The organism is Brevibacterium pigmentatum, from assembly GCF_011617465.1.
Classification (GTDB): Bacteria; Actinomycetota; Actinomycetes; order Actinomycetales; family Brevibacteriaceae; genus Brevibacterium; species Brevibacterium pigmentatum.
Genome location: NZ_CP050153.1, coordinates 2,516,829 through 2,543,375 on the forward strand (window position 1 = coordinate 2,516,829; position 26,547 = coordinate 2,543,375).

At 65.5% G+C, this 26,547-nt stretch carries 25 protein-coding genes and 1 tRNA gene; 8 read left to right on the top strand and 18 right to left on the bottom strand.

From position 1 onward, the window contains the following. Positions 1-19: 19 nt before the first annotated feature. Positions 20-3,568: a chromosome segregation protein SMC gene (gene smc / locus GUY30_RS11330; RefSeq protein ID WP_167197489.1), complete on the bottom strand. Its 3,549-nt coding sequence runs from the start codon at positions 3,566-3,568 to the stop codon at positions 20-22. Between the two features lie 87 nt (positions 3,569-3,655). Here smc and GUY30_RS11335 point away from each other — a divergent pair. The 3 genes from GUY30_RS11335 (at position 3,656) to GUY30_RS11345 (ending at position 6,427) form a co-directional block, all read left to right on the top strand. Then, positions 3,656-3,728, top strand: a tRNA-Asn gene (locus GUY30_RS11335). Positions 3,729-4,009: 281 nt separating this feature from the next. Continuing rightward, entirely contained in the window at positions 4,010-5,836 is a 1,827-nt protein-coding gene (locus GUY30_RS11340; protein WP_228281270.1) for a BCCT family transporter, read from the top strand. Between the two features lie 93 nt (positions 5,837-5,929). Beyond that, positions 5,930-6,427 carry a hypothetical protein gene (locus GUY30_RS11345; RefSeq protein ID WP_167197492.1) on the top strand — a complete coding sequence of 166 codons (498 nt, stop codon included), beginning with the start codon at positions 5,930-5,932 and terminating at the stop codon, positions 6,425-6,427. A 148-nt stretch (positions 6,428-6,575) separates the two neighbouring features. Here GUY30_RS11345 and mutM read toward each other — a convergent pair whose 3' ends face one another. The 7 genes from mutM to GUY30_RS11380 form a co-directional block, all read right to left on the bottom strand. Next, positions 6,576-7,490, bottom strand: coding sequence for a bifunctional DNA-formamidopyrimidine glycosylase/DNA-(apurinic or apyrimidinic site) lyase (mutM, locus tag GUY30_RS11350; protein ID WP_167197495.1), 915 nt, complete (start codon positions 7,488-7,490; stop codon positions 6,576-6,578). A gap of 94 nt (positions 7,491-7,584) precedes the next feature. Further along, on the bottom strand, positions 7,585-8,289 hold the full coding sequence (gene rnc, locus GUY30_RS11355; RefSeq protein WP_167197498.1) for a ribonuclease III: 705 nt from the start codon (positions 8,287-8,289) through the stop codon (positions 7,585-7,587). Between the two features lie 4 nt (positions 8,290-8,293). Next, a complete protein-coding gene (gene rpmF / locus GUY30_RS11360) occupies positions 8,294-8,497 on the bottom strand; it encodes a 50S ribosomal protein L32 (RefSeq protein WP_025777330.1) in 204 nt (67 codons plus the stop codon). Between the two features lie 2 nt (positions 8,498-8,499). Further along, positions 8,500-9,063 (bottom strand): YceD family protein, encoded by a 564-nt coding sequence (locus GUY30_RS11365; protein ID WP_228281272.1) that lies wholly within the window; start codon positions 9,061-9,063, stop codon positions 8,500-8,502. A gap of 93 nt (positions 9,064-9,156) precedes the next feature. Then, positions 9,157-10,344: an MFS transporter gene (locus GUY30_RS11370; RefSeq protein ID WP_167197501.1), complete on the bottom strand. Its 1,188-nt coding sequence runs from the start codon at positions 10,342-10,344 to the stop codon at positions 9,157-9,159. Positions 10,345-10,347: 3 nt separating this feature from the next. After that, the gene (gene coaD, locus GUY30_RS11375; protein WP_167197504.1) at positions 10,348-10,857 is read right to left on the bottom strand and encodes a pantetheine-phosphate adenylyltransferase; all 510 of its coding nucleotides are present in this window, start codon (positions 10,855-10,857) and stop codon (positions 10,348-10,350) included. Next, positions 10,854-11,627: a GntR family transcriptional regulator gene (locus GUY30_RS11380; RefSeq protein WP_167197508.1), complete on the bottom strand. Its 774-nt coding sequence runs from the start codon at positions 11,625-11,627 to the stop codon at positions 10,854-10,856. Before GUY30_RS11380 ends, coaD begins: the two co-directional genes overlap by 4 nt. Positions 11,628-11,743: 116 nt before the next feature. Between GUY30_RS11380 and ehuB the strand changes: the two genes are divergently transcribed. The 4 genes from ehuB to ehuA are packed head-to-tail and all read left to right on the top strand — an operon-like array spanning position 11,744 to position 14,838. After that, the gene (ehuB, locus tag GUY30_RS11385; RefSeq protein WP_101544591.1) at positions 11,744-12,622 is read left to right on the top strand and encodes an ectoine/hydroxyectoine ABC transporter substrate-binding protein EhuB; all 879 of its coding nucleotides are present in this window, start codon (positions 11,744-11,746) and stop codon (positions 12,620-12,622) included. 20 nt (positions 12,623-12,642) lie between these two features. Next, complete coding sequence (gene ehuC, locus GUY30_RS11390; protein ID WP_167197511.1) at positions 12,643-13,389, top strand: ectoine/hydroxyectoine ABC transporter permease subunit EhuC; 747 nt, start codon at positions 12,643-12,645, stop codon at positions 13,387-13,389. After that, positions 13,389-14,045 carry an ectoine/hydroxyectoine ABC transporter permease subunit EhuD gene (gene ehuD, locus GUY30_RS11395; protein WP_167197514.1) on the top strand — a complete coding sequence of 219 codons (657 nt, stop codon included), beginning with the start codon at positions 13,389-13,391 and terminating at the stop codon, positions 14,043-14,045. The genes ehuC and ehuD overlap by 1 nt, the downstream gene beginning before the upstream one ends. Then, entirely contained in the window at positions 14,032-14,838 is an 807-nt protein-coding gene (gene ehuA, locus GUY30_RS11400) for an ectoine/hydroxyectoine ABC transporter ATP-binding protein EhuA (RefSeq protein WP_167197517.1), read from the top strand. The genes ehuD and ehuA overlap by 14 nt, the downstream gene beginning before the upstream one ends. Here ehuA and rsmD read toward each other — a convergent pair. Genes rsmD through thiL form a run of 4 tightly spaced genes read right to left on the bottom strand, consistent with a single transcriptional unit; the run spans position 14,835 to position 20,232 of the window. Further along, a complete protein-coding gene (rsmD, locus tag GUY30_RS11405) occupies positions 14,835-15,437 on the bottom strand; it encodes a 16S rRNA (guanine(966)-N(2))-methyltransferase RsmD (protein ID WP_167197520.1) in 603 nt (200 codons plus the stop codon). The two genes, ehuA and rsmD, sit on opposite strands and share 4 nt — an antisense overlap. A 10-nt stretch (positions 15,438-15,447) precedes the next feature. Further along, positions 15,448-17,595, bottom strand: a complete 2,148-nt coding sequence (locus tag GUY30_RS11410) for an ATP-dependent DNA helicase RecG (RefSeq protein WP_167197524.1) — start codon at positions 17,593-17,595, stop codon at positions 15,448-15,450. Then, on the bottom strand, positions 17,592-19,223 hold the full coding sequence (locus GUY30_RS11415; protein ID WP_167197527.1) for a DAK2 domain-containing protein: 1,632 nt from the start codon (positions 19,221-19,223) through the stop codon (positions 17,592-17,594). The genes GUY30_RS11410 and GUY30_RS11415 overlap by 4 nt, the downstream gene beginning before the upstream one ends. Position 19,224: 1 nt before the next feature. Then, complete coding sequence (gene thiL, locus GUY30_RS11420; protein WP_167197530.1) at positions 19,225-20,232, bottom strand: thiamine-phosphate kinase; 1,008 nt, start codon at positions 20,230-20,232, stop codon at positions 19,225-19,227. A gap of 32 nt (positions 20,233-20,264) precedes the next feature. Between thiL and GUY30_RS11425 the strand changes: the two genes are divergently transcribed. Continuing rightward, positions 20,265-20,789 (top strand): DUF3515 domain-containing protein, encoded by a 525-nt coding sequence (locus GUY30_RS11425; protein WP_167197532.1) that lies wholly within the window; start codon positions 20,265-20,267, stop codon positions 20,787-20,789. A 62-nt stretch (positions 20,790-20,851) separates the two neighbouring features. Here the strand turns inward: GUY30_RS11425 and GUY30_RS11430 are convergent, their stop codons facing one another. The 6 genes from GUY30_RS11430 to leuD all read right to left on the bottom strand — a co-directional run bounded on the left by GUY30_RS11430 (position 20,852) and on the right by leuD (position 26,531). Beyond that, positions 20,852-21,967, bottom strand: a complete 1,116-nt coding sequence (locus GUY30_RS11430; RefSeq protein ID WP_167197535.1) for a D-alanine--D-alanine ligase family protein — start codon at positions 21,965-21,967, stop codon at positions 20,852-20,854. 93 nt (positions 21,968-22,060) lie between these two features. Then, positions 22,061-22,594, bottom strand: coding sequence for a YbhB/YbcL family Raf kinase inhibitor-like protein (locus GUY30_RS11435; protein ID WP_167197538.1), 534 nt, complete (start codon positions 22,592-22,594; stop codon positions 22,061-22,063). A 42-nt stretch (positions 22,595-22,636) separates the two neighbouring features. Continuing rightward, positions 22,637-23,650, bottom strand: coding sequence for an NAD(P)H-dependent glycerol-3-phosphate dehydrogenase (locus GUY30_RS11440; protein ID WP_167197541.1), 1,014 nt, complete (start codon positions 23,648-23,650; stop codon positions 22,637-22,639). Next, on the bottom strand, positions 23,647-24,414 hold the full coding sequence (locus GUY30_RS11445) for a lysophospholipid acyltransferase family protein (RefSeq protein ID WP_167197544.1): 768 nt from the start codon (positions 24,412-24,414) through the stop codon (positions 23,647-23,649). Before GUY30_RS11445 ends, GUY30_RS11440 begins: the two co-directional genes overlap by 4 nt. Beyond that, the gene (murA, locus tag GUY30_RS11450; RefSeq protein ID WP_167197547.1) at positions 24,411-25,727 is read right to left on the bottom strand and encodes a UDP-N-acetylglucosamine 1-carboxyvinyltransferase; all 1,317 of its coding nucleotides are present in this window, start codon (positions 25,725-25,727) and stop codon (positions 24,411-24,413) included. The genes GUY30_RS11445 and murA overlap by 4 nt, the downstream gene beginning before the upstream one ends. Before the next feature lie 204 nt (positions 25,728-25,931). Continuing rightward, complete coding sequence (gene leuD, locus GUY30_RS11455) at positions 25,932-26,531, bottom strand: 3-isopropylmalate dehydratase small subunit (protein ID WP_167197550.1); 600 nt, start codon at positions 26,529-26,531, stop codon at positions 25,932-25,934. Positions 26,532-26,547 lie beyond the last annotated feature (16 nt).

The following is a 26,547-nucleotide window of genomic DNA, read 5'->3' on the forward strand; positions in this document are numbered from 1 at the left end:
CCGGAATATCGACGGTGGTTCACGGGATCCGCTGCGATATGACTTTCGACACTCCGTCGCCGTGCATCGTCACTCCGTAGAGGGCATCGGCGATTTCCATCGTCCGCTTCTGGTGGGTGATGACGATGAGCTGCGATGAGTCCTGCAGCTCCTTGAACACCGTGAGCAGACGCGAGAGGTTGAGATCGTCGAGTGCCGCTTCGACCTCGTCCATGACGTAGAACGGGCTCGGCCGTGCTTTGAAGATCGCGACCAGCATGGCCACGGCCACTAGCGACCGCTCCCCGCCGGAGAGCAGAGACAGTCGTTTGACCTTCTTGCCGGCCGGGCGGGCGTGGACATCGACGCCGGTGGTGAGCATATCGTTCGGGTCCGTCAGGCTCAGTGCGCCCTCACCTCCGGGGAAGAGGCGGGAGAAGATGTCCTCGAACTCCCGCGCCGTATCCGCATAGGCTTCGGCGAAGACGCGTTCGACGTGCCGGTCGACCTCCTCGACAAGCTGCATGAGGTCCTTGCGCGAGGATTCGATGTCCGCGATCTGCTTCTCGAGGAACTGATGCCGTTCCTTCAGCGCCTCGTATTCCTCGAGCGCGAGCGGATTGACCGTGCCGATGCGCTTGAGCTGCGACGCCGCCTGCTTCTGCCGCTTCTCCACCTCGGCGCGCACATACGGACGATCCTCCCCGTCCTCGTCGAAGGACGGAACCGGCAGATGCGGCCCGAATTCGTCGATGAGACGGTCGATGCCCAGCCCCGTCTCCTCCTCCGATCGGTGCGCGATCTCCTCGAGTCGAAGCCGGAAACGTTCTTTCGCGAGTTCGGCTTCGGCCGCGGCGTCCTTGAGCTTCTGCAGCTGGGTTCGCGTCGACCCCAATTCCTCGCCGAGGCGGCCCTTCTCTTCGCGCAGACCGCCGCGTTCGTCAACGAGGACCTGGATCGCCTCACCGAGTTCGGCCACCGTGGAGGTGGCGAGCTCCGCGGCTTCGGCCGCGGTTTCGGCGATGAGCTGCACCGAGCCGGCCGCGCGCTTCTTCTTCGCGATCGTGCGCTGCGCCTGCTCCCGCGCTGCCTCTTCGGCCTTCGCCGCCCGCAGGAGGGAGTCCACCCGATCGCCTAAGAACCGGGCCCGGTCGGCAGCCGACCGGTGGCTGATGCGGGCTTCGACGAGGTCTTCCGAGGATTGGGCGACCTGTGCGCTCAGTTCGTCCCGCGCGGCGGTATCGACGACCTCGTCGACCTCGGCAGCTCCGGCCAGGGCTGCCGCGGCCGACTGAGAGTCGCGCTCGGCGGCCGCGAGGCGGGATTCGAGTTCGGTGGCATTCTCTTCTGCACGCTGCAGACGGGTGCGGGCCACACCGATATCACCGGTGATGCGCGAGACCTCCTCGGCCGCGGCCATGATCTTCGCATCCGAGGAGTGAAGAGCATCGAGGGCTGCGGCTGATTCATCACGTGCCGCGGTCAGGCGCGGTTCGAGTTCCCTCAAGGAGGCGTCGAGCTTGCCCGCCCGAGCTTCGAGGTCGGAGATGAGGGAATGAGTGTCCTCGAGCGCGGTCTGCGAGGCCAGGCGTGTGCCCGAGGCGGTCCGGGCGCGGCTGATCCGGGTCGCGGTGAGCACTTCACCGTGGACGGTGACGGCGGTGAGTTCGGGCCGAGCTTCCGTCAGCTCGATTCCGGTGCGCGCATCGGGGACGCAGACGACACCATTCAGCGCCCGGGCCAGCAGAACGCGCAGTTCGGGGACGTCGCTGTCGACGACGTCGGAGAGCCAGCGCAGGCCTTCCACCGCAGGCAGCGCGGGCAGGGTCGGCAGTGCGTCGAGGGCACTCCCGCCGCCCTTCCCGGACGATGCTTCGGCACCGGCGGGGATCGTCAGAGACACGTTCGTGTCCTCGCCGAGGTGGTCGAGCACTGCCAGCGCCACTTCGCTGTCATCGACGATGACACCAGACACCGTCGTCGACAGGGCCGCTGCCGCGGCCATCTCGAACCCGTGGTCGACGCTCAGCCGTTCGGTCACGGCCGTGCGAACTCCCGGCAGCTCCGCATTGACGATGTCTTCGAGGTCGGCTTCCAGAGCGGTGCCCAGGGCCAGGGCCTCCGCGCGGGCCTTCGCCGAGGACAGTTCGGAGGCGACCTTTGCCCGCTGTTCCTGCAGCTCGGTGCGTTCGGTCTCCAGCTTCTCGAGCTTCTCCTGCGCGGCCTCGTAGGCGGAGTCGAGTTCGGTCTCTCCGGCTTCGACGTCTTCGACACCGGTCTCGGCGGTTTCGAGTTCCCGGCTGCGCTCGGTGATGCGAGCGGAGACGGTTTCGATCTCCGTCTGGTTGGCTTCGATCCGAGACTTGAGGTCGGTGATCCGCTCGGCCGCTTGGGTCTGCTTCGACTGCAGAGCCGAACGGTTCTTCACCGCCTCGGTGATGGCGATCTGTGCGGCCTTGACCTCGTCCTCGGCAGTCTTCAGAGCTTGGGTGAGCTCTTCCTTCCGCTGCTGGCTGGCCTCGAGTGCGGTCGTCTTCTCGGTCACGGCCGCCTCGGCGTCGCCCAGCTCACCGCGGAACCGTTCGGCCTGTGCGCGCAGCTCTTCGGGTGACTTCGCTTCCCTCTGACCCAGGCTCGTGACCTCGGAGAGCAGATGGGAGCGTTTGTCCTGGGCACGTTGGCTCAGTCCTTGGGCGCGCACGATCTGCGTCTGTGTCCGCGACTCCGCGGTGCGTTGGACTTCGAGTTCGGAGTCGAGTTCGGACAGACGGGCTTCGATCTCGGAGAGTCGCGCCTCGGTACGGGTGCGGCGGTGGTCGAGCTCGGCGATGCGGTCGCTGTGATCTTCGCCGTCGCTGGATGAGGCGAGCGAAGACTGCATCCGCACGGCATCGTCGGCGAGCAGCCTGGCGGTGGCGTCGCGCAGAGTCGCTTGGACGGTCGCGGCTTTCGCTGCCGCTTCGGCCTGCCGCCCCAGGGGCCCCAACTGGCGGTTGAGTTCGGTGCGCAGGTCGGTGAGCCGGTCGAGGTTCGTCTGCAGTCCGGTGAGTTTGCGGACCGCTTTGTCCTTGCGCCGTCGGTGTTTGAGCACCCCGGCGGCCTCTTCGATGAAGCTGCGCCTCTCCAGCGGGTCGGCGTGGAGGATCGCGTCGAGGCGGCCCTGACCGACGATGACGTGCATCTCCTTGCCCAGGCCGGAATCATTGAGCAGCTCTTGGATGTCGAGCAGTCTGGCCGGGGCACCGTTGACGGCGTATTCGGATCCCCCGGTGCGGAAGAGGGTCCGCGAGATGGTCACCTCGGTGTAGTCGACGGGGATGGCTCCGTCGGTGTTGTCGATGGTCAGAGTCACCTCGGCGCGTCCCAGAGCCTGACGTTTCGAGGTTCCGGCGAAGATGACGTCGTCCATCTTTCCGCCGCGCAGATTCTTCGCACCCTGCTCGCCCATCACCCAGGACAGGGCGTCGACGACGTTGGACTTGCCCGAGCCGTTGGGTCCGACGACGCAGGTGATTCCCGGCTCGAATCGGAGGGTCGTCGCCGAGGCGAAGGACTTGAATCCCCGCAGTGTCAGGCTTTTGAGATGCATATTGGCTCCCAGCATATCCGCAGGCGGCGGCAAGATCCCGAATCTTTTGGTAGAGTTTCTCCTCGTGCGTAGGCGACTGCGCTGTTTTCCTCCGTAGCTCAGTTGGCAGAGCATTCGACTGTTAATCGAAGGGTCGCTGGTTCGAGCCCAGCCGGGGGAGCTGGAAGGGGCCCTGTCGTGCGCGGCAGGGCCCCTCATCATTTAACGCCCCGTGGGGCGGTGAAGCACAGCGAAAGGCGACCGATGGGGGTCCGAGAAGAGGGATTTCCGACCATCTTCGCCCGTGTTCTGTCATGATCATGAGTGAGAAGTGTTCGGGTGCACTCGGCTCGGATTCCTTCGGCCACCTGTCCGATGCAGTCCATTCAAGGAAGGAACGCCGAGGCGGCAGCCCGTTCTCATCTGCTCCACTGAGGACCCGCGCCTGATCGGCCCGATCATATGAGCAGTGAACACACTAAGACTCAGGAGCTCATCGAGCACCTGAAGCATCCGACGACCGCACTCAAGCCCTTCAAACGTGAAGGTTTGGACAAGGTCGTGTTCTTTGCGGCAGGCATCCTGGCCGTCGCGTTCGTCGTCTGGGGCTTCGTCTCCCCCGACAGCCTCGGTGCGGTGGCGGGCACGCTGCTGACCGGCGTGATGGACAACTTCGGGTGGCTCTTCGTCATCGCCGCCACGGTCTTCACGATCTTCGTCATCGTCGTCGCCGTCAGCAAGTTCGGACGGATTCCGCTGGGCAAGGACGATGAGAAGCCGGAGTTCAAGACCTCCTCGTGGATCGCGATGATGTTCGCCACCGGCATGGGCATCGGCCTCGTCTTCTCCGCGGTCGGCGAACCCCTGTTCTTCTACATGTCGCCTCCCCCGAACACCGTCGACGGGTCCACGCCTCAGGCGATGGGCACGTCCATGGGCACGACGCTGTTCCACTGGACGCTCTACCCGTGGGCGATGTACGCCATCGTCGGCCTGGGTGTGGCCTACGGTTCGTTCCGTCTGGGTCGTTCGCAGCTGTTCTCGTCGATGTTCACCCCGCTGTTCGGCGAACGCGCCGTCAACGGAATCGGCGGCAAGGTCATCAACATCCTTGCGATCCTCGCGACTCTGTTCGGCTCGGCCTGCTCGCTGGGCTTGGGCGCCATCCAGATCGGCGGCGGCATCGAGTCCGCAGGCATCATGTCCGATGTCTCCTCACCGGTCCTCGTCATCATCATCGCGATCCTCACCGCCGCCTTCGTCGCCTCGGCGGTCTCGGGTGTGGAGAAGGGCATCCAGTGGCTGTCGAACATCAACATGGTGCTCGCGGTCATCGTCGCCCTCATCGTCTTCATCGGCGGACCGACGCTGTTCATCCTCAACGTCATCCCCTCCTCGGTGGGTGCGTTCATCCAGGATCTGCCGCAGCTGGCCTCCCGGACGGCCGCCGACGGTCAGGGCGTCAATGAGTGGCTGTCGTCGTGGACGGTCTTCTACTGGGCATGGTGGGTGTCATGGTCGCCCTTCGTCGGTCTGTTCATCGCGCGCATCTCGCGTGGTCGCACCGTCCGTCAGTTCGTCACCGGCGTGCTCATCGTTCCCTCCGTCGTCTCGACCATATGGTTCGCGATCTTCGGCGGCGGTGCCATCGGCATCCAGGAGCGCGCCGAGCGCGGCGAGGGCACGGTCCAGGCGCTGGCGAAGGTCGTCGACGGCGAGCCGGACATCAACATGGACACGATCCTGTTCGACCTCCTCGGCGCTCTGCCTCTGCCGAACCTCATCGCGATCATCCTCATGATCGTCACGGTCATCCTCATTGCGATCTTCTTCGTCACCGGCGCGGATTCCGCGTCGATCGTCATGGGCACCCTGTCGGCCAACGGCATGCAGGAGCCGGGCAAGGGTCTCGTGATCTTCTGGGGCACCGCGACCGGTGCCGTGGCTGCGGTCATGCTCTTGGCGGGTGGAACTGACCCCGCTGAGGCGCTCGACGGGCTGAAGAACATCACGATCGTCTCCGCCCTGCCGTTCGTCATCGTCATGCTGCTGCTGTGCGTGGCTGTCTGGAAGGACCTGTCGAAGGATCCGCTCATCATCCAGGAGCAGCTGGCCGCGCACGTGCTCGAGTCCTCGGTGGCAACCGCGGTCAACGAGTACGACGGCGAGGTCTTCGGCCTCGAAACCTCCGAACTCGAAATCGAGGACGAGGACGAGGACGAGAATGCGGACAAGGACAAGGCCGAGTCGGACACGAAGTCCAAGAACGAGGACTCCCCGAAGGCCTAAAACGCATTGACTACTACCTGACGGCGGCCCAGCTACCTCGCGCGAGGTTGCTGGGCCGCCGTCAGGTAGTTCTGAGGAAATGGAAGTCGACAGATGCACAGAGTGATCAGGCGCGAGGGGAACATCTCGAAGTTCATCGGTTGGATGCTGGTCGTCATGGCGATACTCGCGTTCATCACGGTGATCCTCTTGGCGATCTTCGCCGATCCCATACTTCTCATCTTCCTCTTCGGCCCGGTCATCCTTCTCATCGGCGCGTGGGTGAATTTCCACATGGGTGCACGCGCCCGGCTGGAGATCACGCCCGAGGAGTTCATCTGGTGCGGCTTCACCGGCAGACCCCGACGGATTGCGTGGCGGGATCTCGACCGCATCCTCATCCCTGCCCCTGGTTCTCGTTATCGGCTGGCGGCGGCCGCGGGTCTCAGAGACGGTCGGATCGTCGAAATCGACTCACTGTGGCTGTCTCCGACGAACCCCGCGAACGTACTCGCGCCGCCCGACCACACCGAGGCGCAACGGGCCCTCATCGACGGCCACAAAGCCTATTTGGCACGAGCGTCCGCTCAGACCCATTCCCCCATGCGCTGATCGCAGGAGTCCTTCACCACTGGTGTCGTGTCACCCCGATGCAGCGGTGCACATTGCCGCCGTTGATGAATGATGGCGCACTGACGGTAGGAAGCGCCGCGAATGGGAGGAACTAGGAGCTGCGGTGCGTTGACTGATCCGCGGTGCGTTACCGGTACCGCGGCGGCTTCTGACAGTTCGGGCAGAAGTGAGAGCCCCGCCCGCCGACGGTGATCTTGACGATCTCCGTCCCGCAGCGCACGCATTCCTGTCCTCCGCGCCCGTAGACGAGCAGAGCCCGGTCGAAGTAACCGGATTCGCCGTTGACGTTGACGTAGAGAGCGTCGAAGCTCGTGCCGCCCACGGCCAGGGCATCGCTCATCACCTTCGTCGCGGATTCGAGAACCTCGACGAGGCGGCTCTTCCGTGTCCGCGCCGACACCGCCAGAGGGTGGACTCCCGCCCGGAACAGTGCCTCATCGGCGTAGATGTTCCCGATCCCGCTGACGAGCGTCTGATCGAGCAGCGCGGCCTTGATCGCCGTGCGCTTCTTCGCCAGGTCCGCCACGACCCGTTCCGGATCGAACGCGGGCTCGAGCGGATCGGCAGCGATATGCACCGCCGAGGCGGGGACGAGCCGACCGTAGCCGTGCACAAGAGGTTGGACGCCGATATGGCCGAAGATCCGTTGGTCGACGAAGCGCAGTTCGCGTTCGCTGTCGAGGTGGAGAATCGCCCGAGTGTGCCGATGGATCTCCTCGCCGGGCGAGTGGATGCGCAGCTGGCCGCTCATACCCAGATGCACGAGGATGCCGAGTTCGGGCCTCGGCGTCGACTGCCCGGAAGTGACGGCATTCCCCTCCCCCAGGCTCAGCCACATGAACTTCCCGCGCCGTTCGGCACGAAGGATGTGCGCCCCGGTCACAGCCGAAACGAACCCGGAGACCGCGGACGGATCGATGCGCCGCTGGGACGTCGTGCCCAGAATTCGGGGATCGGCCACCTCGGCGCCGGTGATCGTGGTTCCGGCCGTCCATTCGTCGACGCCGCGACGAACGCTTTCGACCTCGGGAAGCTCAGGCATCAGGACATCGCCCCTTCAGTCAGCAAGGAAGACCACAGCGAAGAACCTGTCGGCGAAGAAGACCCCAGCAATGGACCCACCGGCAGAGGCGAACTCAGCGCCGGTAGTCCGGGTAGATGGTGCGGATGGCTTTGACGGCCACCTCGGCGGCCGCGGCTTCGGCGGCCTTCTTCGAGGATCCGTCGCCGGCGCCCCAGTTGTTCGCACCGAGCATCGCGGTGGCGGTGAAGACCATGGCGTGGTCGGGCCCGGACGAGGTGATCTCGTAGCTCACGGTGCCGAGGTCGAGGTCGGCAGCGGCCTCCTGCAGGGTGGTCTTGAAGTCCATCCCCGCGCCGAGGTTGACCGCGTCGTCGAGCATTCCGTCGATGAGACGGTGGACGAAGGCGAAGGCCTCTTCGCGTCCGCGGGAGACGAAGGTCGCGCCGATGAGGGCCTCGACGGTGTCGGCGAGGATCGAGTCCTTGTTCCGGCCTCCGGTCAGCTCCTCACCCTTGCCCAGCAGGATGTGCTCGCCGATTCCGTGCCGGCGGGCGATCGATGCCAGCGCCCGCGTGTTGACGACGGCCGAACGCATCTTGGCCAACTGGCCTTCGGGCAGATCCGGGTTGTCGTAGAACAGCGACTCAGTGGCCACAAGGCCGAGAACGGAGTCGCCGAGGAATTCGAGGCGCTCATTGGTGGGGATGCCACCGGCCTCGAAGGCGAATGAGCGGTGCGTGAGCGCGAGACGAAAAGTCTCGGGATCAATATCGATCCCGAGACTCTTCTTCAGTGCTGCTGTGGTGTCAGTGTCCACAGTCTCAGACGTCAGCGACCTTGCGGCCCTTGTACTCGAGGTACAGCGGGGTGCCGGCTGCGTCTTCGACGACCTTGGCCTGGTGGGGGCGCGAGTACACAACGCGACCGTTCTCCACAGTCTTGACCAGGTTCGGAGCCTTGGCCTTCCACTGCGAACGACGGTGGCGGGTGTTGCTGCGCGACAATTTACGCTTCGGAACAGCCACGTCTAGCTCTCTTTCTTCTCTTCCAACAGATTCTTCAATGATGCGAACGGCGATTCGGATTCGTCCTCGTCCACCTCGAGGTCCTCCCCCAGGGTGTAGCTGAACTCCTCGCTCTCATCCCGTGAGGGATTGAACGGCAGAGCCATCACGACGGCGTCTCTGATCGCGGGCTCGAGGTCGAGCTGATCCCGGTCGATGACGTAGGAGTCCTCGTCCCCTTCGGCCTGCTCATAGACGTACATCTCCTGGATGTCCACATCTATAGGCAGCTCGATGGGTTCGAGCGTCCTCGCGTCTTCGCCGCGGGCCGTCGCCGAGACTGTCCCCGACACGTAGATCCCCTCCGACACACTCTCGAACATCAGCTCGAGCGTCAGTGGTGAACCTTCCGCAACCCCGATCACTTCGATCTTGAGATCCGCTGGAGCCGACAAGGTGGTGTTCACCCGTTCCCACTCACCCGGCTGACCGAGCAATCCCATGGATCTGAGATCATAGACGAATTCAGATCTGTTCTTCATGCCCTGTCCTCCTGGTGCGTTTGAGGATGTCGCTCCTGCGTTCACACGCGACTCACCATTCTAATCATCTTGGGCGGCCATTACCAATCGATCCGGAACCGCACCGCCAGTGTTCCTCGTCACCACCACCGTTCCTCGTCACCATCGTTCGTGATGATTGCGCCAGGTCACTCCCCCGGCGATGATGAGCAGCGCCCCGGACATCGTGAACACGATCCCGGAGCCGGCGACCACCGTGAGCGCCGAGGCGGCCGATGGGATGGCGACCTGGCTGAGTCGGTTGCCCGCCAAGCGGATCGAGAGCACCGCAGCCCGATTCTTCGCATCGGCCAGCGCGGACACCCAGGACATGGTCAGCGGCTGGGTGAGCCCGAAGCAGAACCCAGCGACCGTGAGCAGCACACCGAGCATCCACGGCTGGCTGAACACGGGGATGAGGACGACGCTGATGCCGGCCATCGCCGAGGCGGTCCACAACAGAGACAGGTCCCGCCACCTGGCCGTGAGGCTTCCGATGAAGAGCCGTGAGATCACCGAGGCAAGGGTGCGCAGTGCGAGCAGCCACGTCACCGTGGTCACCGACAGTCCGTTCTGCTGACCGATGAGCGGCAGGTAGGCGGTCATCAGGTCGACGGCGGCGAGCGTGGCCATGGACGCGAAGATCGCCGGCTTCATCCCCCGCAGCGACAGCAGCGCCCACGGCGACTGTGCGCCTTCGGCCGCGTCGGCGCGGGAGACGTGCGGAGTCCTGCCGCGGAGCATGACGATGACGGCAGCGATGAGAGTGAGCGCGGAGACCGCGGTCATGAACCACAGCGCGTTCGTGATTGCCGTATCGCCGGAGGTGGCATCGGCGACCATTCCCGCCAGGGGCAGTCCGACGGTCTGGCCGATCGAGACGCCGAGGGTGAGGTGGCCGAACTTCGAGGTCATCTGCGCCGCCGGGAAGCTCTGCGGGATGAGCGCTTGGGAGGCGACCGTGGTCAGCAGCTGCCCGACGCCGAGGCTCATCGTGGCGATGAGGAGCACGCCGAGGTTGGGCGCCACGGCCGCAAGCGCGACGGGCAGCACCGACAGCACTGTCCCCGTCCACAGCACCGCGGTGGCGTAGCCCCGATCGACGAGGCGGCCGACGAAGAGAGCGGTGAGCAGCGGAACGAGGGAGTACACGGCCGTCATCAGGCCGAGGACGACTCCCGTTCCGCCGAGTTCGAGGGTTCGGTAGGAGATGAGAACGCGGACGCCGTTGTAGGTGGCGTGCGCGAGCACGGTGTGGATGACGAGGCCTGGGAACCAGGCCCGGTTCGCTGGAGTTGCCGGGCCCATCCCTCAGCGGGCGCCGTCGTCGACGGCGGCATCGCCTTGCAGGGCCGCCAGCACCGAGGTGGGGACGAGGCCTTCGATGTCTCCGCCGTTCGCGTGGACTTCCTTGATGAGTGAGGAGGAGACGTGTTCGAACTTCGGATCGCCGGGGACGAAGATCGTCTCGAGTTCGGTCAGGTGCTTGTTCATCAGGGCCATCGGCAGTTCGTAGGCGAAGTCGGTGCCCGAACGCAATCCCTTGACGACGGCGGGAGCGCCGATCTTCGCGCAGTAGTCAACGAGGAGGCCTCCCGGCACAAGGTCGATCGTGACGTTGCGCGCCTCCCGAGTGCGTTCGTCGTCGGCCAGGGAACGGCGGATGAGGTCCGCGCGGACCTCCGGGTCGAAGCGACCGGACTTCGAGGGGTTGTGGACGACCGCCACGACGACCTCTTCGAACATCCGAGAGCTGCGGGCGATGATATCGAGATGACCCATGGTGATCGGGTCATAGGAACCGGGGCAGACGACCTTCATGCCCTCATCGTATCGTTCGGACGCTCACGCAGCTGCAGCCACTGATCGTCGGCGGGTGTCTCGTCGTCGTGGCCTTTGACCACCTGAGCTTCGAAACCGTCTTCGGGTCCGTGCAGACGCGAGGCCGCTTCGGCCATGATCCGGGCGACGATCGCCAGCGAACGGGGTTCGTCACCGGCGGCGACCGCCTCGGCGAGTTTGCGGTGGCTGTCGATGAGGTCGCACCGGACCTCGTAGCCGCGCTGATCGGACAGCGACAGCAGCCGGGTGTGGACCATTGAGACCTTCATGAGGTCGGTCAGCCGCGCCGATCCGGAGCACGCGACGATCGCGTGGTGGAAGTTGAGGTCGGCATCGCCGATCGTGCGCGCAACGTTTTCCTCGATGGCGTGTTCGAGCTCCCGCAGCGCCTGGCGGATCCGTGACGTGGACCGCCCCTGCCGGACGATGAGCTTGACCGCCTGAGATTCGGTCGCCTCGCGAACGGCGTAGACGTCGTCGATGTCTGCGGTGCGCATCCTCCGCACATGCACGCCACGTCCGGGAGCATGCGTCATCACGCCTTCGCTGATGAGACGCTGCAGAGCCTCCCGCAGGGACGGTCGCGACACCTCGAGCAGCTCGGCCGTGCGCACCTCGTTGATCGACTGACCGGGCTCGAGCGAACCGGAATAGATGGCGTTGCGGATCTGGTCGACGATGAGGTCGATCGTCGAAGCGCGGACCACTTTGCGCAGCACCGGGAGCTCGGAAGTCGGAGGATTCGTCACGGTCACGATCATATAACGTTGTCAGACAGTGTGACATTCGGACAACATAAGTATTGAATACTGTTCCAGAGACGCACGTCACGTTGATGTGTCGACGTTCAAGGAAGGAACAGCACATGAAACTCAAAGGACTGGCCGCCGCGACATCGATTCTCGCGCTGACGCTGACTCTCGGTGCCTGCGGCGGAAGCGACTCCGACGAGTCCGCTCTGCAGAAGGCCATCGACGAAGGAAAGATCTCTGTCGGCTTCGCTGGTGAAGCCCCGTACAGCTTCGAAGAGGGCGGCGAACTCCAAGGAGCGTCGGTCGCTCTGGCGAAAGCCGTGTTCAAGGAGCTCGGCGTCGAGGACGTCGAAGGCGTCAACACCGAGTTCGGCTCTCTCATCCCCGGCCTCAATGCCGATCGCTTCGATGCGATCTCGGCCGGCATGTCGATCCTGCCCGACCGCTGCGAACAGGCGTCCTTCGGTGACCCCGAGTTCATGTACACCACTGCCCTGATGACCAAGGAAGGCAAGCTCGACGGGATGAAGAATCTCGACGACGTCAAGGAGAAGGGCGTCAAGCTCGCCACCATGACCGGCGCCATCGAATCCGACTACGCCAAGGACCTCGGCATCAAGACCCAGCAGGTCGGCACCCCGCAGGACGGCATGGACGCCGTGACCACCGGTCGCGCCGATGTCTTCGCGCTCACCGCCATCTCGCTCAACTGGATGGCGAAGAACAGCGAGGACTCCGGTGTCGAGGTCAGCGATTCCTTCGTCCAGGAGATCGACGGAGTGCCGCAGGTCGGTGCCGGTGCCACGGTATTCCGCAGCGATGACGAGGAACTGCGCGACGAATGGAACAAGGGCCTGGAGAAGATCGTCTCCGACGAGAAGGCCTACCTCGACGTCGTCGGCGACTACGGATTCACGAAGGAAGAGCGCCCCGACGGTTCGATCACGACCGATCAGCTGTGCAAGGGCGAACTTCCCACCGCTGATTCCTGAGTCGGTTCCTCCCAAGCACCATGAATGACAATGTCACGACGTTGCTGAACTTCCTCCCACAGGTGTGGGAGGGAGTTCAGACAACCATCATCCTCACGGTGGCCGGCAGCATCGGCGCCGTCATCATCGCCCTCATCCTCGGTCTGACGATGACGTCGCCGAGCGCCTGGCTGCGCGTTCCGGCCCGCATCGTGGTCGAGTTCTTCCGCGGCACCTCGCTGCTCGTGCAGCTCTTCTGGCTGTTCTACGTTCTCCCGCTCCTCGGCGTCGATTTCGACCCCATGGCCTGCGGTGTCGCTGCTCTGGCACTGAACTACGGAGCCTATTCCGCCGAGGTGGTCCGCTCGTCGATCAAGACAGTGGCCCCCGGCCAGTGGGAGGCTGCGATCGCGCTGAGCCTCTCCCCCACCCGCCGCATGATCCGCGTGATCTTCCCGCAGGCGTGGGCACTGATGATTCCGTCCTTGGCGACGCTGCTCATCCAGCTGCTCAAGGGCACGGCGGTCGTCTCCTTCATCACGCTCTCCGACCTCACCGACAAGACCGAACAGCTGCGCCAGGCGACCGGCGACACGATGTTCGCCTATTCGATCAGCCTCCTCATCTACTTCGCACTGGCGTGGCTGCTCCAGGAGTTCATGAACTTCCTCGAACGCAGGGCCACCGCCGCTCTGGGCCGCAGACGCCCGAACTCGCGCACCGATCGTCGCGAGGCCAGGCACACGGCCCGGGCCGATGCGGCACGCGCGAAGGCAGGTGACCTCTGATGTGGAATTGGGAATTCGCCGCCGAGGCGCTGCCGATCCTGCTCCGCGGGTTCGTCAACACTCTCATCGCCACCGTCGTCGGCACCGTCATCGCCGCCATCCTCGGCCTCATCCTGGCCGTGGCCATCCGTGGTCTGCCACGCTGGATCAATTGGCTCGTCCGCCTCATCGTGGCGTTCATCCGCAACACTCCGCTGGTCGTCCAGCTGCTGTTCGTCTACTACGCGTTCGCCGACATTCCGGGTCTGGTCAATGTGCCTGCGCTCGTCATCGGCTTCATCGTCATCGGCATCCACTATTCGACGTACATGTCCGAAAGCTACCGGGCCGGGATCGACTCGGTGCCGCCGGGCCAGTTCGAGGCCGCTACTGCGCTGTCGCTGCCGCCGGTGCGCACCTTCACCGCGATCGTGCTGCCGCAGGCTCTGCGGGCGACCATTCCGTCGCTGGGCAATTACGCGGTCGCGATGTTCAAGGACACCCCATTCCTGTTCGCGATCTCCGTCGTCGAGCTCGTCACCGCGGCGAAGGAATTCGGCGGATCGACCTTCGCCTACACGGAAGCCTTCACTCTGGCGGGAATCATCTTCCTCATCGCCAGCTACCCGACCTCACTGCTCATTCAGAGATTGGATCGACGCCTTGCCTCCTACTGAGAACACCCCCACTGCACCGTCCGCCTCGGCGACCCCGGCGATCGAGTTCAAAGACGTGGAGAAGAGCTTCGGGCCGACCACCGTGCTCAAGAATCTCAACTTCACGGTAGCTCCCGGCGAACGCGTCACCCTCATCGGACCCAGCGGTTCGGGCAAGACGACGATCCTGCGCCTGGTGATGACCCTCGAAGAACTCACCGGCGGATATATCTATGTCGACGGGAAACCGCTGACCTTCGAAGAGCGCGACGGCAAACGCGTCGAGCTGCCGAAGAAGCGCACGCGTGAGATGACCACGCGCATCGGCATGGTCTTCCAGCAGTTCAACCTGTTCCCGAACATGACTGTGCTCGAGAACATCATCGAAGCGCCCGTCCATGTGCTCGGCAAGTCCAAGGCCGAAGCGAGCAAGGAAGCCAAGGAGCTGCTCGAACGGGTGGGCCTGGCCGACAAGGCCGATGCTCATCCGACTCGCCTCTCCGGCGGTCAGCAGCAGCGCGTGGCGATCGCCCGTGCACTGGCGATGAGCCCGGAGATCCTCCTCCTCGACGAGGTCACCTCGGCCCTCGACCCCGAGCTTGTCGGAGACGTGCTCGGAGTGCTGCGCGATATCGCCGAGACTACGGACATCACGATGCTGCTGGTCACGCACGAGATGCAGTTCGCCCGCGATGTCTCACACCGTGTGATGATGTTCGACGGCGGTCAGGTGCTCGAAGAGGGTCCGCCGGACCAGATCTTCAACAACCCGCAGCACGAGCGCACCCGCTCGTTCCTCTCCAGCGTGCTCTAGTCAGCCGCGGGCTGGTCCGAGTCAGGCTCCCCGACGAGCTGGACGAAGTGGATCGCAGTCTCGCCGAAGGTCTTCGCCCGGAAGACTTCGAGGCCCTCCGGCATCGTCGGCTCCGGCGAGCGTGCGGCGCGTTCGACGACGACGATGGACTCCATGTCCAAGTGCGTGCTCAGCCGGCTGAGGATCTGCGTGACCGCGTCCTCACCCAGCGGGTAGGGCGGGTCCATGAACACGAGGTCGAAGACCCGTGACTCCGGGTGGCTGGGTCCGGGCAGTCCGGACAGGAAGTGGAGCACGTCCCCGGCGTGGACCGTCGCGGAGTGATCGAGGCCGAGCTTGTCCGCGTTGGATTCCAGGGCTCGCAACGAGGCCAGGGAGGAATCGACGAAATCGACCTGCGCGGCGCCCCGGGACATCGCTTCGAAGCCAAGGCCACCGGAACCGGCGAAGAGGTCGAGGACATTCGCGGCCTGCAGCACTCCGTAGCCGTCGAGCATGGAGAACAATGATTCCTTGACACGGTCGGACGTCGGCCGGGTATTCGCCCCCGACGGGGAGGTCAGTCTGGCCCCTTTGTGCGCTCCGGCGATGATTCTCATGTCTGTCTCCTCAGCCTGCCTCGATGAAGTGGGCGTCGTCCTCGGGCAGGACGCGCCTGATGAAGGCCTTGAGTGCAGGCACCGCTTCAAGAGTCGGGTCGATGGTCACGATCTGCTCGGCGATCGTCTTCGCTTCGGCCACGATCTCGGAGTCGCGGAGGATCGACAGGTGCCGCAGTGAGGATCCGCCCCACTGGGACCCGCTGAGCACATCGCCTTCGCCCCGGGCGTCGAGGTCGTATTCGGCCAGGGCGAACCCGTCCAGAGTCTCGGCCACGGCCTGCAGCCTCCCGTAGCTCTCGTCCGTCTCGCTCATCTCGGTGAGCAGGAAGCACATGGCCGAGCTGCCGTCACGGCCGACGCGTCCACGCAGCTGGTGCAGCTGAGCGACGCCGAAGTTCTCGGCTTCGATGATGACCATCATCGTGGCCCGCGCGACATCGACGCCGACCTCGATGACCGTCGTCGAGACGAGAATCTCGATATCGCCCCTGACGAAGTCCGCGAGCACCCGGTCCTTCTCCGCGGCGGACATCCGCCCGTGCAGCAGGCCGAACTTCTTGCCGGAAAGCTCCGGGGTCTCCTGCAGCTTCCGCGTGATGTCTTCGATCCCCTGCTTCTGACCGAGCGCCTCCCCGGATTCCGGATCTTCGATGTCCATCGGTTCGATCCGCGGGAAGACGACGAAGACTCCCCTCCCGTCTTCGACGGTCTGTCGCATGAGCTCCCGCACCCGGGCATACCAGTTCGGTTGGTCGACGATCGGCACCACATGCGTGGCGATGTCCTTCGGACCCGCCGGCATCTCGTCGAGCGTCGAGATATCGAGGTCGGCGAAGACCGTCATCGCCACCGTGCGCGGAATCGGAGTCGCCGACATCACGAGAGTATGCGGGGTCGTCTCCCCGCCCTTGGCGCGCATCGCCTCACGCTGTTCGACACCGAAGCGGTGCTGCTCATCGACGACGATGAGACCGAGGTCGGCGAACATCGTCGACGCCGACAGCAGCGCATGCGTGCCGACGACGATGTCGATGTTCCCGGTGACGAGGTCGAGGGCGAGTTCACGACGGTCCTTCGCAGGCATCGACCCGGTCATCAGAGCCACCGTCACCTGATCGTCGTCGGAGAGCAGCGGCGACAGCGCCATCTGTTCGTCGAGGAGGCTCTGGATGGAATGGAAATGCTGAGCGGCGAGCACCTCGGTGGGGGCGAGCATCGCGGCCTGGGCACCAGAATCGACCGCGGTGAGCATGGCCCGCAGAGCCACGAGGGTCTTACCGGAACCGACGTCACCGTGCAGGAGCCGGTGCATCGGCCGATCGGCGGCCATGTCCTCGGCGATCTCCTCGCCGACCCGGACCTGGGAGGCGGTGAGGGTGTAGGGCAGGTCGTCATCGAAGCGGCGGCTCTTCGCCCCTTGGGTGAGCAGCGGTGTCGCCTTCTCCGCGGCCAAAGTCGCCTTGCGGGAGGCGAATTCGGTCTGCAGGGCGAGCGCTTCCTCCCACTTCCACCGCAGCCGGGCCCGTTCGACATCCTCGATCTTCCGCGGCCGGTGCATGTCCTCGAGCGCGGTGCGCAGATCCGGGAGTTCGTGGGCCTCCCGCAGCCCTTTCGGCAGCGGGTCCTCGAACTCTTCGTCCCCGGCGACGGTGAGCAGGGTCTTGATCGAACTCCACAACCGGGACTGCGCGATGCCCTTGACGGCAGGGTAGATGGGGAACGGGGAATTGAGGTCCTCGGGAGTCCATTCGTGGTCATCCTCGGTGCGGTTGAGCCACACCGGCGACGCCAGGGTCAGCTGCCCGCGGAACGATTCGACCTTGCCGCCGAAGACGACGGTCAGCCCCGGCTTCAGCGACTTCTCCAACCAGTACTGGTTGAAGAACGCGATCTTCATCGACTGCTTCCCGTCGTGGACGATGACCTCGGTGATGGTGCCTTTCCGCTGCTTCATCCGCCGCGTCTCCACCCGGATGACTTCGGCCTGGATGATGGCGGTCTCTCCCAGAGGCAGTTCGCCGAGTTCCGTGCGCTCCCCGGGCACAAGGTAGCGCCGGGGGAAGAAACGCAACAGGTCGGTGACCGTATACACCCCGCGTTTGGAGAGGTGAGTGCGGTCGGCCTTGCGGAAGTTGTCTTCGAGACGGGTCGTCATTCGACCCCCATGATCACGAGCACCCCGGGGTCTCTGGCATCGATGTCCTGGAAGTGGACGGTCCCATGTGACTTCTGGATCCAGTCCCGCAGATGGTCGAGGACCTCCGGTGCGCAGTCGGGTCCGTGGACGACGGTGAGCAGCTCTCCCCCGGCCCCGAGCAGCCGATCGGCGAGCTTCTCGACCAAGGTCCGCAGCTCCGTGCTCTGAGTCTTCGCTCTGCCCTCGATGAACACCCGGTAGAACTGCGCCGGATGAGCCGCCACAGCCGTGACCAGACCAGAACCCGTGCCCTGCCCGAAACCTGCACCAGCCGCCGCGCGGACTTCCCCATCCTCATGGACGACCGGCAGCATCCCTGTCGGCGGGTCGGAGGCGAGCTGATCGGCCGAGTAGATCGTGCCCACCCTGGTGCCCGCGGCCGCTTCGGTCATGTCCGCAAAGATCTCCCCCGCCGGTGCGAAGGGATCGTAGACGGCCAGGGCCGAGAGCAGGGTGGCGACGTTGCGGGAGCGCACGACATACGCGCCCAGCCCGGTCAGGGACTTCAGCGCCGAGGTGGAGCTGGGGATGACGATGACCGCCCGGTCCTCGGCGGCGATGAGTTCGGACATCGTCTCGAACAGGTCCCCCACCACCGGGGTCAGCGCCGTGGCTCCGTTGAGCGCGGTGTGCATGAGCAGTCCCGTGCCCTTGACCAGGGCGATGAGCTTCGTCTCGCCCTCCTCCTCGTGCATGCGCAGGTCTTCCATATCGAGCCGAGCGATCCCAAACTCGCCGAGGCGGTCGATGACGGTCGCGGCGGTCGCTTCGTCGGCGACATGGACGTGGACCTTGGCCGCGTTGATGACGATGGAGGTTCCGCCGAGGCGGTCGAGTTCGTCGCCGAGCGAGTCGGTGGGTTCGGTGGCGAGGACGGCGACGATCTCGAGTTCGTCGGCGGTGGCTTCGTGGATGATCTTCGGTGCGCGGGCCACCTCGGCGAGCATCGAATCCTGCGGTGTGCGGCCGGTGACGGTGGCGTAGAGGAGGTCGAAGAGTTCGACGATTCCCGTCGATCCGGCGTCGACGACCTCGGCCTCGCGCAGCACGGTGAGCTGTCCGGTGGTCTCACGCAGGGCGGATCGGGAGCGTTCCCGCACGGCCGCGATGACCTCGAGCAGGTCTGCTCCGTCGTCGGCGCGCTCACGGGCTTCGGTGGCCATGGCGTCGAGGACGGTGAGCATGGTGCCGTCGACGGGACGGGCGACGGCGGCCCGGGCACGGTCGGACGCGGTCTCCAGGGCGGTGGCCATCGCGTCGGCGGTGGCGACGGTGACTCCGGCCAGGGCATCGGCGACTCCCTGCAGGGCGACGGCGAGGATGAGTCCGGAGTTGCCCCGGGCGCCGCGTCCGGCTCCGGCAGCGAGTGCCGCGATGACGTGCGGGAGGGTGACCGGTCCGGTGAGCTCTTCCACTGCGAGGTAGGCGGCACGCAGGGTGTGGTACATGTTCGTGCCGGTGTCGCCGTCGGGGACGGGGAAGACGTTGAGCTCGTCGATCTCGGTGCGCTCCTTGCGCAGCCGGTCGACGGCGCGGCGGGCCCAGCGTGCGGCCAGACGACCGTTGAGGCTGATGGCGTTGCTCATGTCACTTCCCGAAATGGCTGAAACCGCTCGCCGGCACGGGTGTGCCGTCGAGGCTGACATCGTGTCCGGTGCGGACCCGTCCGATTCTCCGCCAGCCTACTCCAGGGGCCGGACGCGACGGCGCAGACGCGGCGAAGCCGTGGTCCTCTCCCCCGTCGAGGACCCAGGACAGGGCCAGATCCTCCGCTGTCGCAGCCGTCCCATTCGCCGCCCGCGCATCGAGCACGAATTCGGCCGCCGGCAGCAGCGTGCCGATGAGGTCGGCCAGCAGAGCCCTATCGAGCTCGATGCCCACCCCCGAGGCGGTCGCCACCCGGGCGAGGTCGAGGCTGAGTCCGTCGGAGACGTCGATCATCGCAGACGCGCTGATCGTCCGCAGTGCACCGTAGTCCGGCCGTGGGGCCAATTGAGTCTCGATGAGGGGACTCAGTTCCGGGCCGGCGGTCTCGCGTCGCAAGCCAGCGAAGAGCAGGTCGAGCCCGGCGGCCGCCTGTCCGACCGTCCCGGCCAGATAGAGAGAATCCCCGGGCTGGGCACCGGAACGCAGAATCGCGGAACCCTCCGGCACCGTTCCGAGTGCGGTGATGGCGATGACAATGAGTGTCGATGACGACAGATCGCCCCCGATGATCGGCACCGTGCACTCCAACGCGGCACCTGCCCGCTCCGCTTCGTCGAAGAGCCCGGAGTACAGCGCTTCGAGGTCGGCGATATCCGTGTCATCGGGAACGGCCAGGGACACGAGCAGTCCGTGCGGGACCGCGCCCATGGCGCAGACATCGGCAAGATTCTGGGCCGCGGCCTTGCGTCCGAGCAGCTCCCAGTCCAACCAGTCGCGGGTGAAGTCCTCGTTCTCCACGAGCATGTCCGCGGTCGAGACGAGTCGACCCTCCGGTGCGGTCACCGCCGCATCGTCTCCGGGTCCGACGATCACGTGCGCGGGCTCGGGGTTGCGGGTGAGCAGGCGGGAGACGATGTGTGATTCGCCAAGTTCGGACAGTCGGGTCATGGCTCCAGGTTATCGGGAGATACGGTAGTCCTATGAGATCTCGCCCTGCTTCGACGCGCCGTTCTCCGCGTCCCGCGCACCGTCGTCGTTCTCTCACCTTCGTCGCCCTGGCCGCGGTGGTCACGGGTCTCGCGGTGACCGGATGTTCGCGCACCGTCATCGTCGAACCGGCCAAGGATGCGGCGGATCCGAAGTGTGCCGACATCCTGCTCACCCTGCCGGATGAGATCTCGGGTGAGAAGGCACGTACGACCTCCTCGCAGGGCACGAAGGCCTGGGGCGATCCCAACGTCGCGGTGCTGCGCTGCGGAGTCACTCCTCCCGGGCCGACGACGGATCAGTGCGTGAGCGTGTCCGGGGTCGATTGGATCTCGAAGCCGGTCGAGGACGATGATTCGACGTGGAGGTTCACCAGCTACGGGCGCACGCCGGCCGTCGAGGTGCTCGTCAACCGCAAGGCCGAGTCAGGCAATGACGTGCTCGCCGCGATCTCACCGACCCTGTCGAAGTTCCCTCCGGAGAACGAGTGCGTCGGCGCCGAGGACATCGCCGGCTAGAGCCTGCCCACGACGTCCGCGCTTGGTTCGCAGCGCCCGTGGCGACTCCGCCGCCTACCAGCTCACTTCGCGCGGGAGTGATCGATCAGAGCGATCGAGATGAGTTCCCCGATGAGCTCGGAGTACTCGAGCCCCGACTGCGCCCACATGAATGGGTACGCCGAGGTGGGGGTGAACCCGGGCAGGGTGTTGAGTTCGTTGACGACGACGTCCCCGGAATCCGTGACGAAGGTGTCGACGCGGGCGAGCCCGGTGCAGTCGAAGAGACGGAACACCGAGGCGGCCACTTCCTGAACCCGGGCTGTCACCGTCTCGTCGAGATCGGCCGGACAGGTGACCTCTGCAGCAGCGAGGTCGAGGTACTTGGCGTCGAAATCATAGAAGGAGTGGTCTCCGCTCACCCGGATCTCCCCCGGCTTGGACACGCGCAGATCCGTGTCAAAGACGGAGCCGAGCACGGCGCATTCGACCTCACGACCGCTGACCTCGGGTTCGACGATGACCTTGGAGTCGTGTTCGAACGCCCCGAGCAGCGCGGCTTCGAGGTCGGCCGCCTCGGCGACGCGGCTGACGCCCATGGACGATCCGGCGCGGGCGGGCTTGACGAACACGGGCAGGCCGAGCCCTGACACACGGCTCTCCGCCTCCGCGCGGTCTGCGGCCCACATCGTCTCGGTCACGAGCTCCCACGGGCAGGTGGGGACTCCGGCGTGGGCCATGAGTGACTTCGTGTAGTGCTTGTCCATGCTCGCTGCGGAGGAGAACACTCCGGAGCCGACGAAGGCGGTGCTGCTGAGTTCGAACAGTCCCTGCAGGGTTCCGTCCTCACCGAAGCGTCCGTGCAGGAGCGGGAAGAACACGTCGACCGAACCCAGTTCGGTGTAGTTGCCCTCGGCGTCGCGGTGCAGCAGCGGTGCCCCGTCGGCGGAGACCGGTGGGATCACCTCGGTGCCGTTGTCGGTGACTTCGGGCATGGCCTGCGGATCGAAGCGCATGCTCGCCCAGTCGTCGACGACCCGCCACACGCCGGTCTTCGTGATGCCGATCGGCAGGACGTCGAAGGCAGTGGTGTCGATGGCACCGATCACTCCGGCCGCCGTGACGCAGCTGACGGAGTGCTCGCTCGAACGGCCTCCGAAGAGGACTGCGACAAGGGGCCGGTGATCGTTGTCTGCCATGAGTTTCCTTGCTGAAGTGGTACTCCCGCGAACTGGGGTCGGACGCGGGGTGCGCACACCGCTTCAGGTGTGCGCGGACTGAAAGACTTTAGCTCACTTGGCCTCGAACGTGCATTCCAGCCACGCTCGTCCGATGCCCTTGAAGAACATGTTGAAGCCGGCGAAGGCCGGTGATGCGGATTCGTCGATGCCCAGCGGTTCGGCCAGGGCGGTGACGATGAAGAAGTAGCGGTGCGGTCCGTGACCCTCCGGTGGGGCGGCTCCGACGAAGCGGGGTTCGCCGGCATCGTTGCGCAGAGTCACGGCTCCGCCGGGCAGGAGGTCGGCGGCCGGGTCACCGGCGTTGGTCTCCAGGCTCGTCACGGAGGCGTCGAGGTCGGTGACGACCCAGTGCCAGAAGCCCGAACCCGTCGGTGCGTCGGGGTCGTAGCAGGTCACGGCGAAGGCCTTGGTCTCCTCGGGGAATCCGGACCAGGACAGCTGTGGGGAGACGTCCTCACCGCCGGGCACGCCCATGGCACCGGAGAGCTGAGGGCCGGTGAGCACCCCACCGTCTTCGATGTCGGTGCTGGTCAGCGTGAAGGTCGGAAGTTCGGGAAGGTTGAAGAACGGTGAGTTGGCGCTCATGTGTGCTCCTAATTTTCCAGCGGGTGGCCTGAGTCGTTCGGCTCAGGCCGGTGGTCCTTCGTGCTTACGTTTTCGAGACAACAGCAATCCGGCGAGTTCGTCAACCTGCAGTTTTCCGCCCAGCACCGCGCAGACCGCCTCGGTGATGGGCAGGTCGACGCCGTTGCGGCGGCCGAGTGCCAGGACGGCGGGAGCGGACTTCACGCCTTCGGCTGTCTGGGAGGTGTGGGCGATGACGTCCTCGAGGCTCATCCCCTCACCGAGGTGGCGTCCGAAGGTGCGATTGCGCGACAGGGGTGAGGCGCAGGTCGCCACGAGGTCGCCGAGTCCGGCGAGCCCGGACAGAGTGTGTGCTTCGGCGCCCATGGCTGCGGCCAGGCGAGAGGTTTCAGCGAGCCCGCGGGTGATGATCGAGGCCTTCGAGTTGTCGCCGAGCTTCTGTCCGTCGGCGATGCCCACGGACAGGGCGATGATGTTCTTGATCGCACCGCCGATCTCGACGCCGACGACATCGGTGTTCGTATACGGGCGGAAGTACGCGTTCGCGCTGATCTCCGCGACCACCTCGGCGGTGGTGATGTCGGAGGACGCGACGACGGTGGCGGTGGGCTGCCGGTCGGCGATCTCGCGGGCGAGGTTCGGGCCGGAGACGACGGCGATCTGGGATTCGTCGACCTCGGCGACCTCGGCGATGACCTCGGACATGCGTTTGCCGGTGTCGACCTCGATGCCCTTCATCAGGCTCACGAGCTTCACTCCGCGCTTCAGGTGCGGCTTCCACCGGGTGAGGTTCTCGCGCAGGGTCTGGGCGGGGACGGCGAGGACGATGACATCGGCATCGGTGACGGCGGCGATGTCGTCGTCGGTCGAGCTCAGCCCCTCGGGCAGGGTGCGCTCACCCAGGTAGCGCTCATTGGTGTGGGTGGAGTTGATCTCGTCGGCGACCTCGGGGCGTCGTGCCCACAGGGTGACGGGGAAGCCGGCGTCGGCGATGACTGCGGCGTAGGTGGTTCCCCACGATCCGGCTCCGAGGACGGTGATCTTGTCGACGCTCATTCGCCTGACTCCTTGCTCGTGAAACGCTGCGGCAGTTCGCGTTCGGACAGTTCGGCCACCATCGCCGCCACGGTGTTCTTCACACGCTGGGAGAGGTCTCCCAGCGTCTTCCTCTCATCCCGGTGATCCCACAGATCCGAATAGTCGACTGCGGGACCGAACGCCACGACCGTGTCGTGGCTGAAGGGGCGGAAGCGGAACTTCTTCTGTCCGCGCGGGTAGATCGTGTTCAGTCCCCAGTGGGCGACGGGGATGATCGGGGCTCCGGTCTCCAGCGCCAGCCGGGCGGTGCCGGTCTTGAAGTGCTGAGGCCACAGCTCCGGGTCCTTCGTCAGCGTGCCCTCGGGGTAGATGACGACGGTCTGGCCGTGGGCCAGGGCGTCCTTCGCGTACTCGAGGGAGTCTCCGGCCTGCGCCGAGGCGCGCAGCACTGGGATCTGCCCGATGGTCTTGAGGATCTTGCCGAGCACCCCTGTGAACAGCGTCGACTTCGCGAGGAAGTGCGGCATCCGGCCGTTGCGCTTCAGGGCCAGTCCCACGAGGATCGGGTCGAGGTGGTTGGCGTGGTAGGCGGCGGCGATCATACCCGTGCCGGCCGGCGGCAGGTTCTCGACGCCCCGTATGCTCATCTTCGTGGCCGTGCGCATGAGTCCGAAAGCCGCCGTGGCCGCGACGGTGCCTGCGCGGTTCTGGGAACGCACCGCTGCGGGGTCGAAGGAGACGAGATCGTGGTCGTTCGCCTCCGGTTCGGTCACCCGGCTCATACAGAGACCTCGGCACCGAGACCGGTGAGCTTGTCGAGGAAGTTCTCGTAGCCGCGGTTGATGAGTTCGATGCCGTGGACCTCGCTCGTGCCCTGAGCGGCCAAGGCGGCGATGAGGTGGCTGAAGCCGCCGCGCAGATCGGGAACGTCGATGCGGGTGCCCTTGAGGTCGGTGGGTCCGGAGATGACGGCCGAGTGCTGGTAGTTCCGACGGCCGAAGCGGCAGGGAGTGCCGCCGAGGCATTCGCGGTAGAGCTGGATCTGCGCACCCATATCGCGCAGGGCGTCGGTGAAGCCGAACCGGTTCTCATACACGGTCTCGTGGATGATCGACAGCCCTTCGGCCTGAGTCATCGCGACGACCAGCGGCTGCTGCCAGTCGGTCATGAAGCCTGGATGCACGTCGGTCTCGAGGGCAAAGGACCGGAGTTTGCCGCCAGGGTGGCGGAAGCGGATGCCGGACTCCTGCACATCGAATTCGCCGCCGATCTTGCGGAAGACGTTGAGGAAGGTGATGAGTTCAGGCTGGCTGGCGCCTTCGACGAAGATGTCTCCGCCGGTGGCCAGAGCCGCCGAGGCCCAGGACGCGGTCTCATTGCGGTCGGGCAGGGCGCGGTGGATGAACCCGCGGAGGGTGTCGACACCTTCGATGCGCACCACACGGTCGGTGTCGACGGTGATGATCGCGCCCATCTTCTGCAGCAGAGCGATGAGATCCATGATCTCGGGCTCGATGGCCGCGCCCCGCAGCTCGGTGACGCCTTCGGCGCGCACCGCGGTCAGCAGCACCTGTTCGGTGGCTCCGACGGAGGGATAGGGCAGTTCGACCTTGGTGCCCTGCAGGCGGCTGTGGGCCTTGAGCATGATGCCGCCGGGGGTCTTATCGACCTCGGCTCCGAACTTGCGGAGCACATCGAGGTGGAAGTTGATGGGGCGGTCGCCGATATGGCAGCCGCCGAGGTCGGGGATGAATGCCTGACCGAGGCTGTGCAGCAGCGGACCGCAGAAGAGAATCGGGATACGGGAGGAACCGGCATGGGCATCGATGTCGACGATGGACCCCGAAGCCACATCGGCCGGATCGAGGTGGAGTTCACCGTCGGTCAGGTCACCGTCGGGACCGGAGGTGACACGCACTCCGTGGAGTTCGAGGAGTCCGGTGACGATCTCGACGTCGCGGATCTGGGGCACACCGCGCAGCACGGACGGGGTCTCACCGAGCAGAGAGGCCACCATCGCCTTGGGCACCAGATTCTTGGCGCCGCGGACTCGGACGGTGCCGTCCAGCGGATTTCCCCCACGTACTTCGAGCATGTTCCTCCCTGATTCCGATGATCGGATCCGGGCAGGATTCCACCCGGAGACGGTGCCCGCTGATTGCCGCGGGCACCGTCCTAGACTAACCCAGCCGACGGTCTCCCACCCATTCGCCGAGGTGGCCCCGAGGTCGCGTTCGAGCGTTTCGGTGGGCCGCCTCGGCGGAGGTCGGATCGTGGCGCTGGGTTGCCGCGGTGAGGGTCAGACCTTAGCGGGCAGGGTCGTGGGTTTGAAGGCGAAGCGGGAGGATTCGTAGGCGACGATCTCGTCTTCCTTGGCCAGGGTGAGGCTGATGTCGTCGTGGCCTTCGAGGAGGCGCCAGCGCGTGTAGTCGTCGATCTGGAAGGATACGGTGACGGTGTCGCACGTCACGGTCTTCTCATTGAGATCCACGGTGATCGATGTGCCGGGGTGGTTCTCGAGGATCTTCCAGATGAGTTCGATGTCGGCCTGTTCCAGCTGGGCGGCCAGCAGGCCCTCCTTGCCGGAGTTGCCGCGGAAGATATCGCCGAAGCGCGAGGACAGGACGACGCGGAAGCCGTAGTCCTTGAGCGCCCAGACGGCGTGTTCGCGGGAGGATCCGGTGCCGAAGTCGGGGCCGGCGACGAGGACGGAGCCGTTCGCGAAGTCGGGGTCGTTGAGGACGAAGTCGTCGTTCGACCGCCAGCGGTAGAACAGGGCGTCCTCGAAGCCGGTGCGGGTGACGCGCTTGAGGAACTTGGCGGGGATGATCTGGTCGGTGTCGATGTTGGATCGGCGCAGAGGAACGCCGGTGCCGGTGTGGGTGGTGAAAGCTTCCATGGCTCGTCCTCCTTCT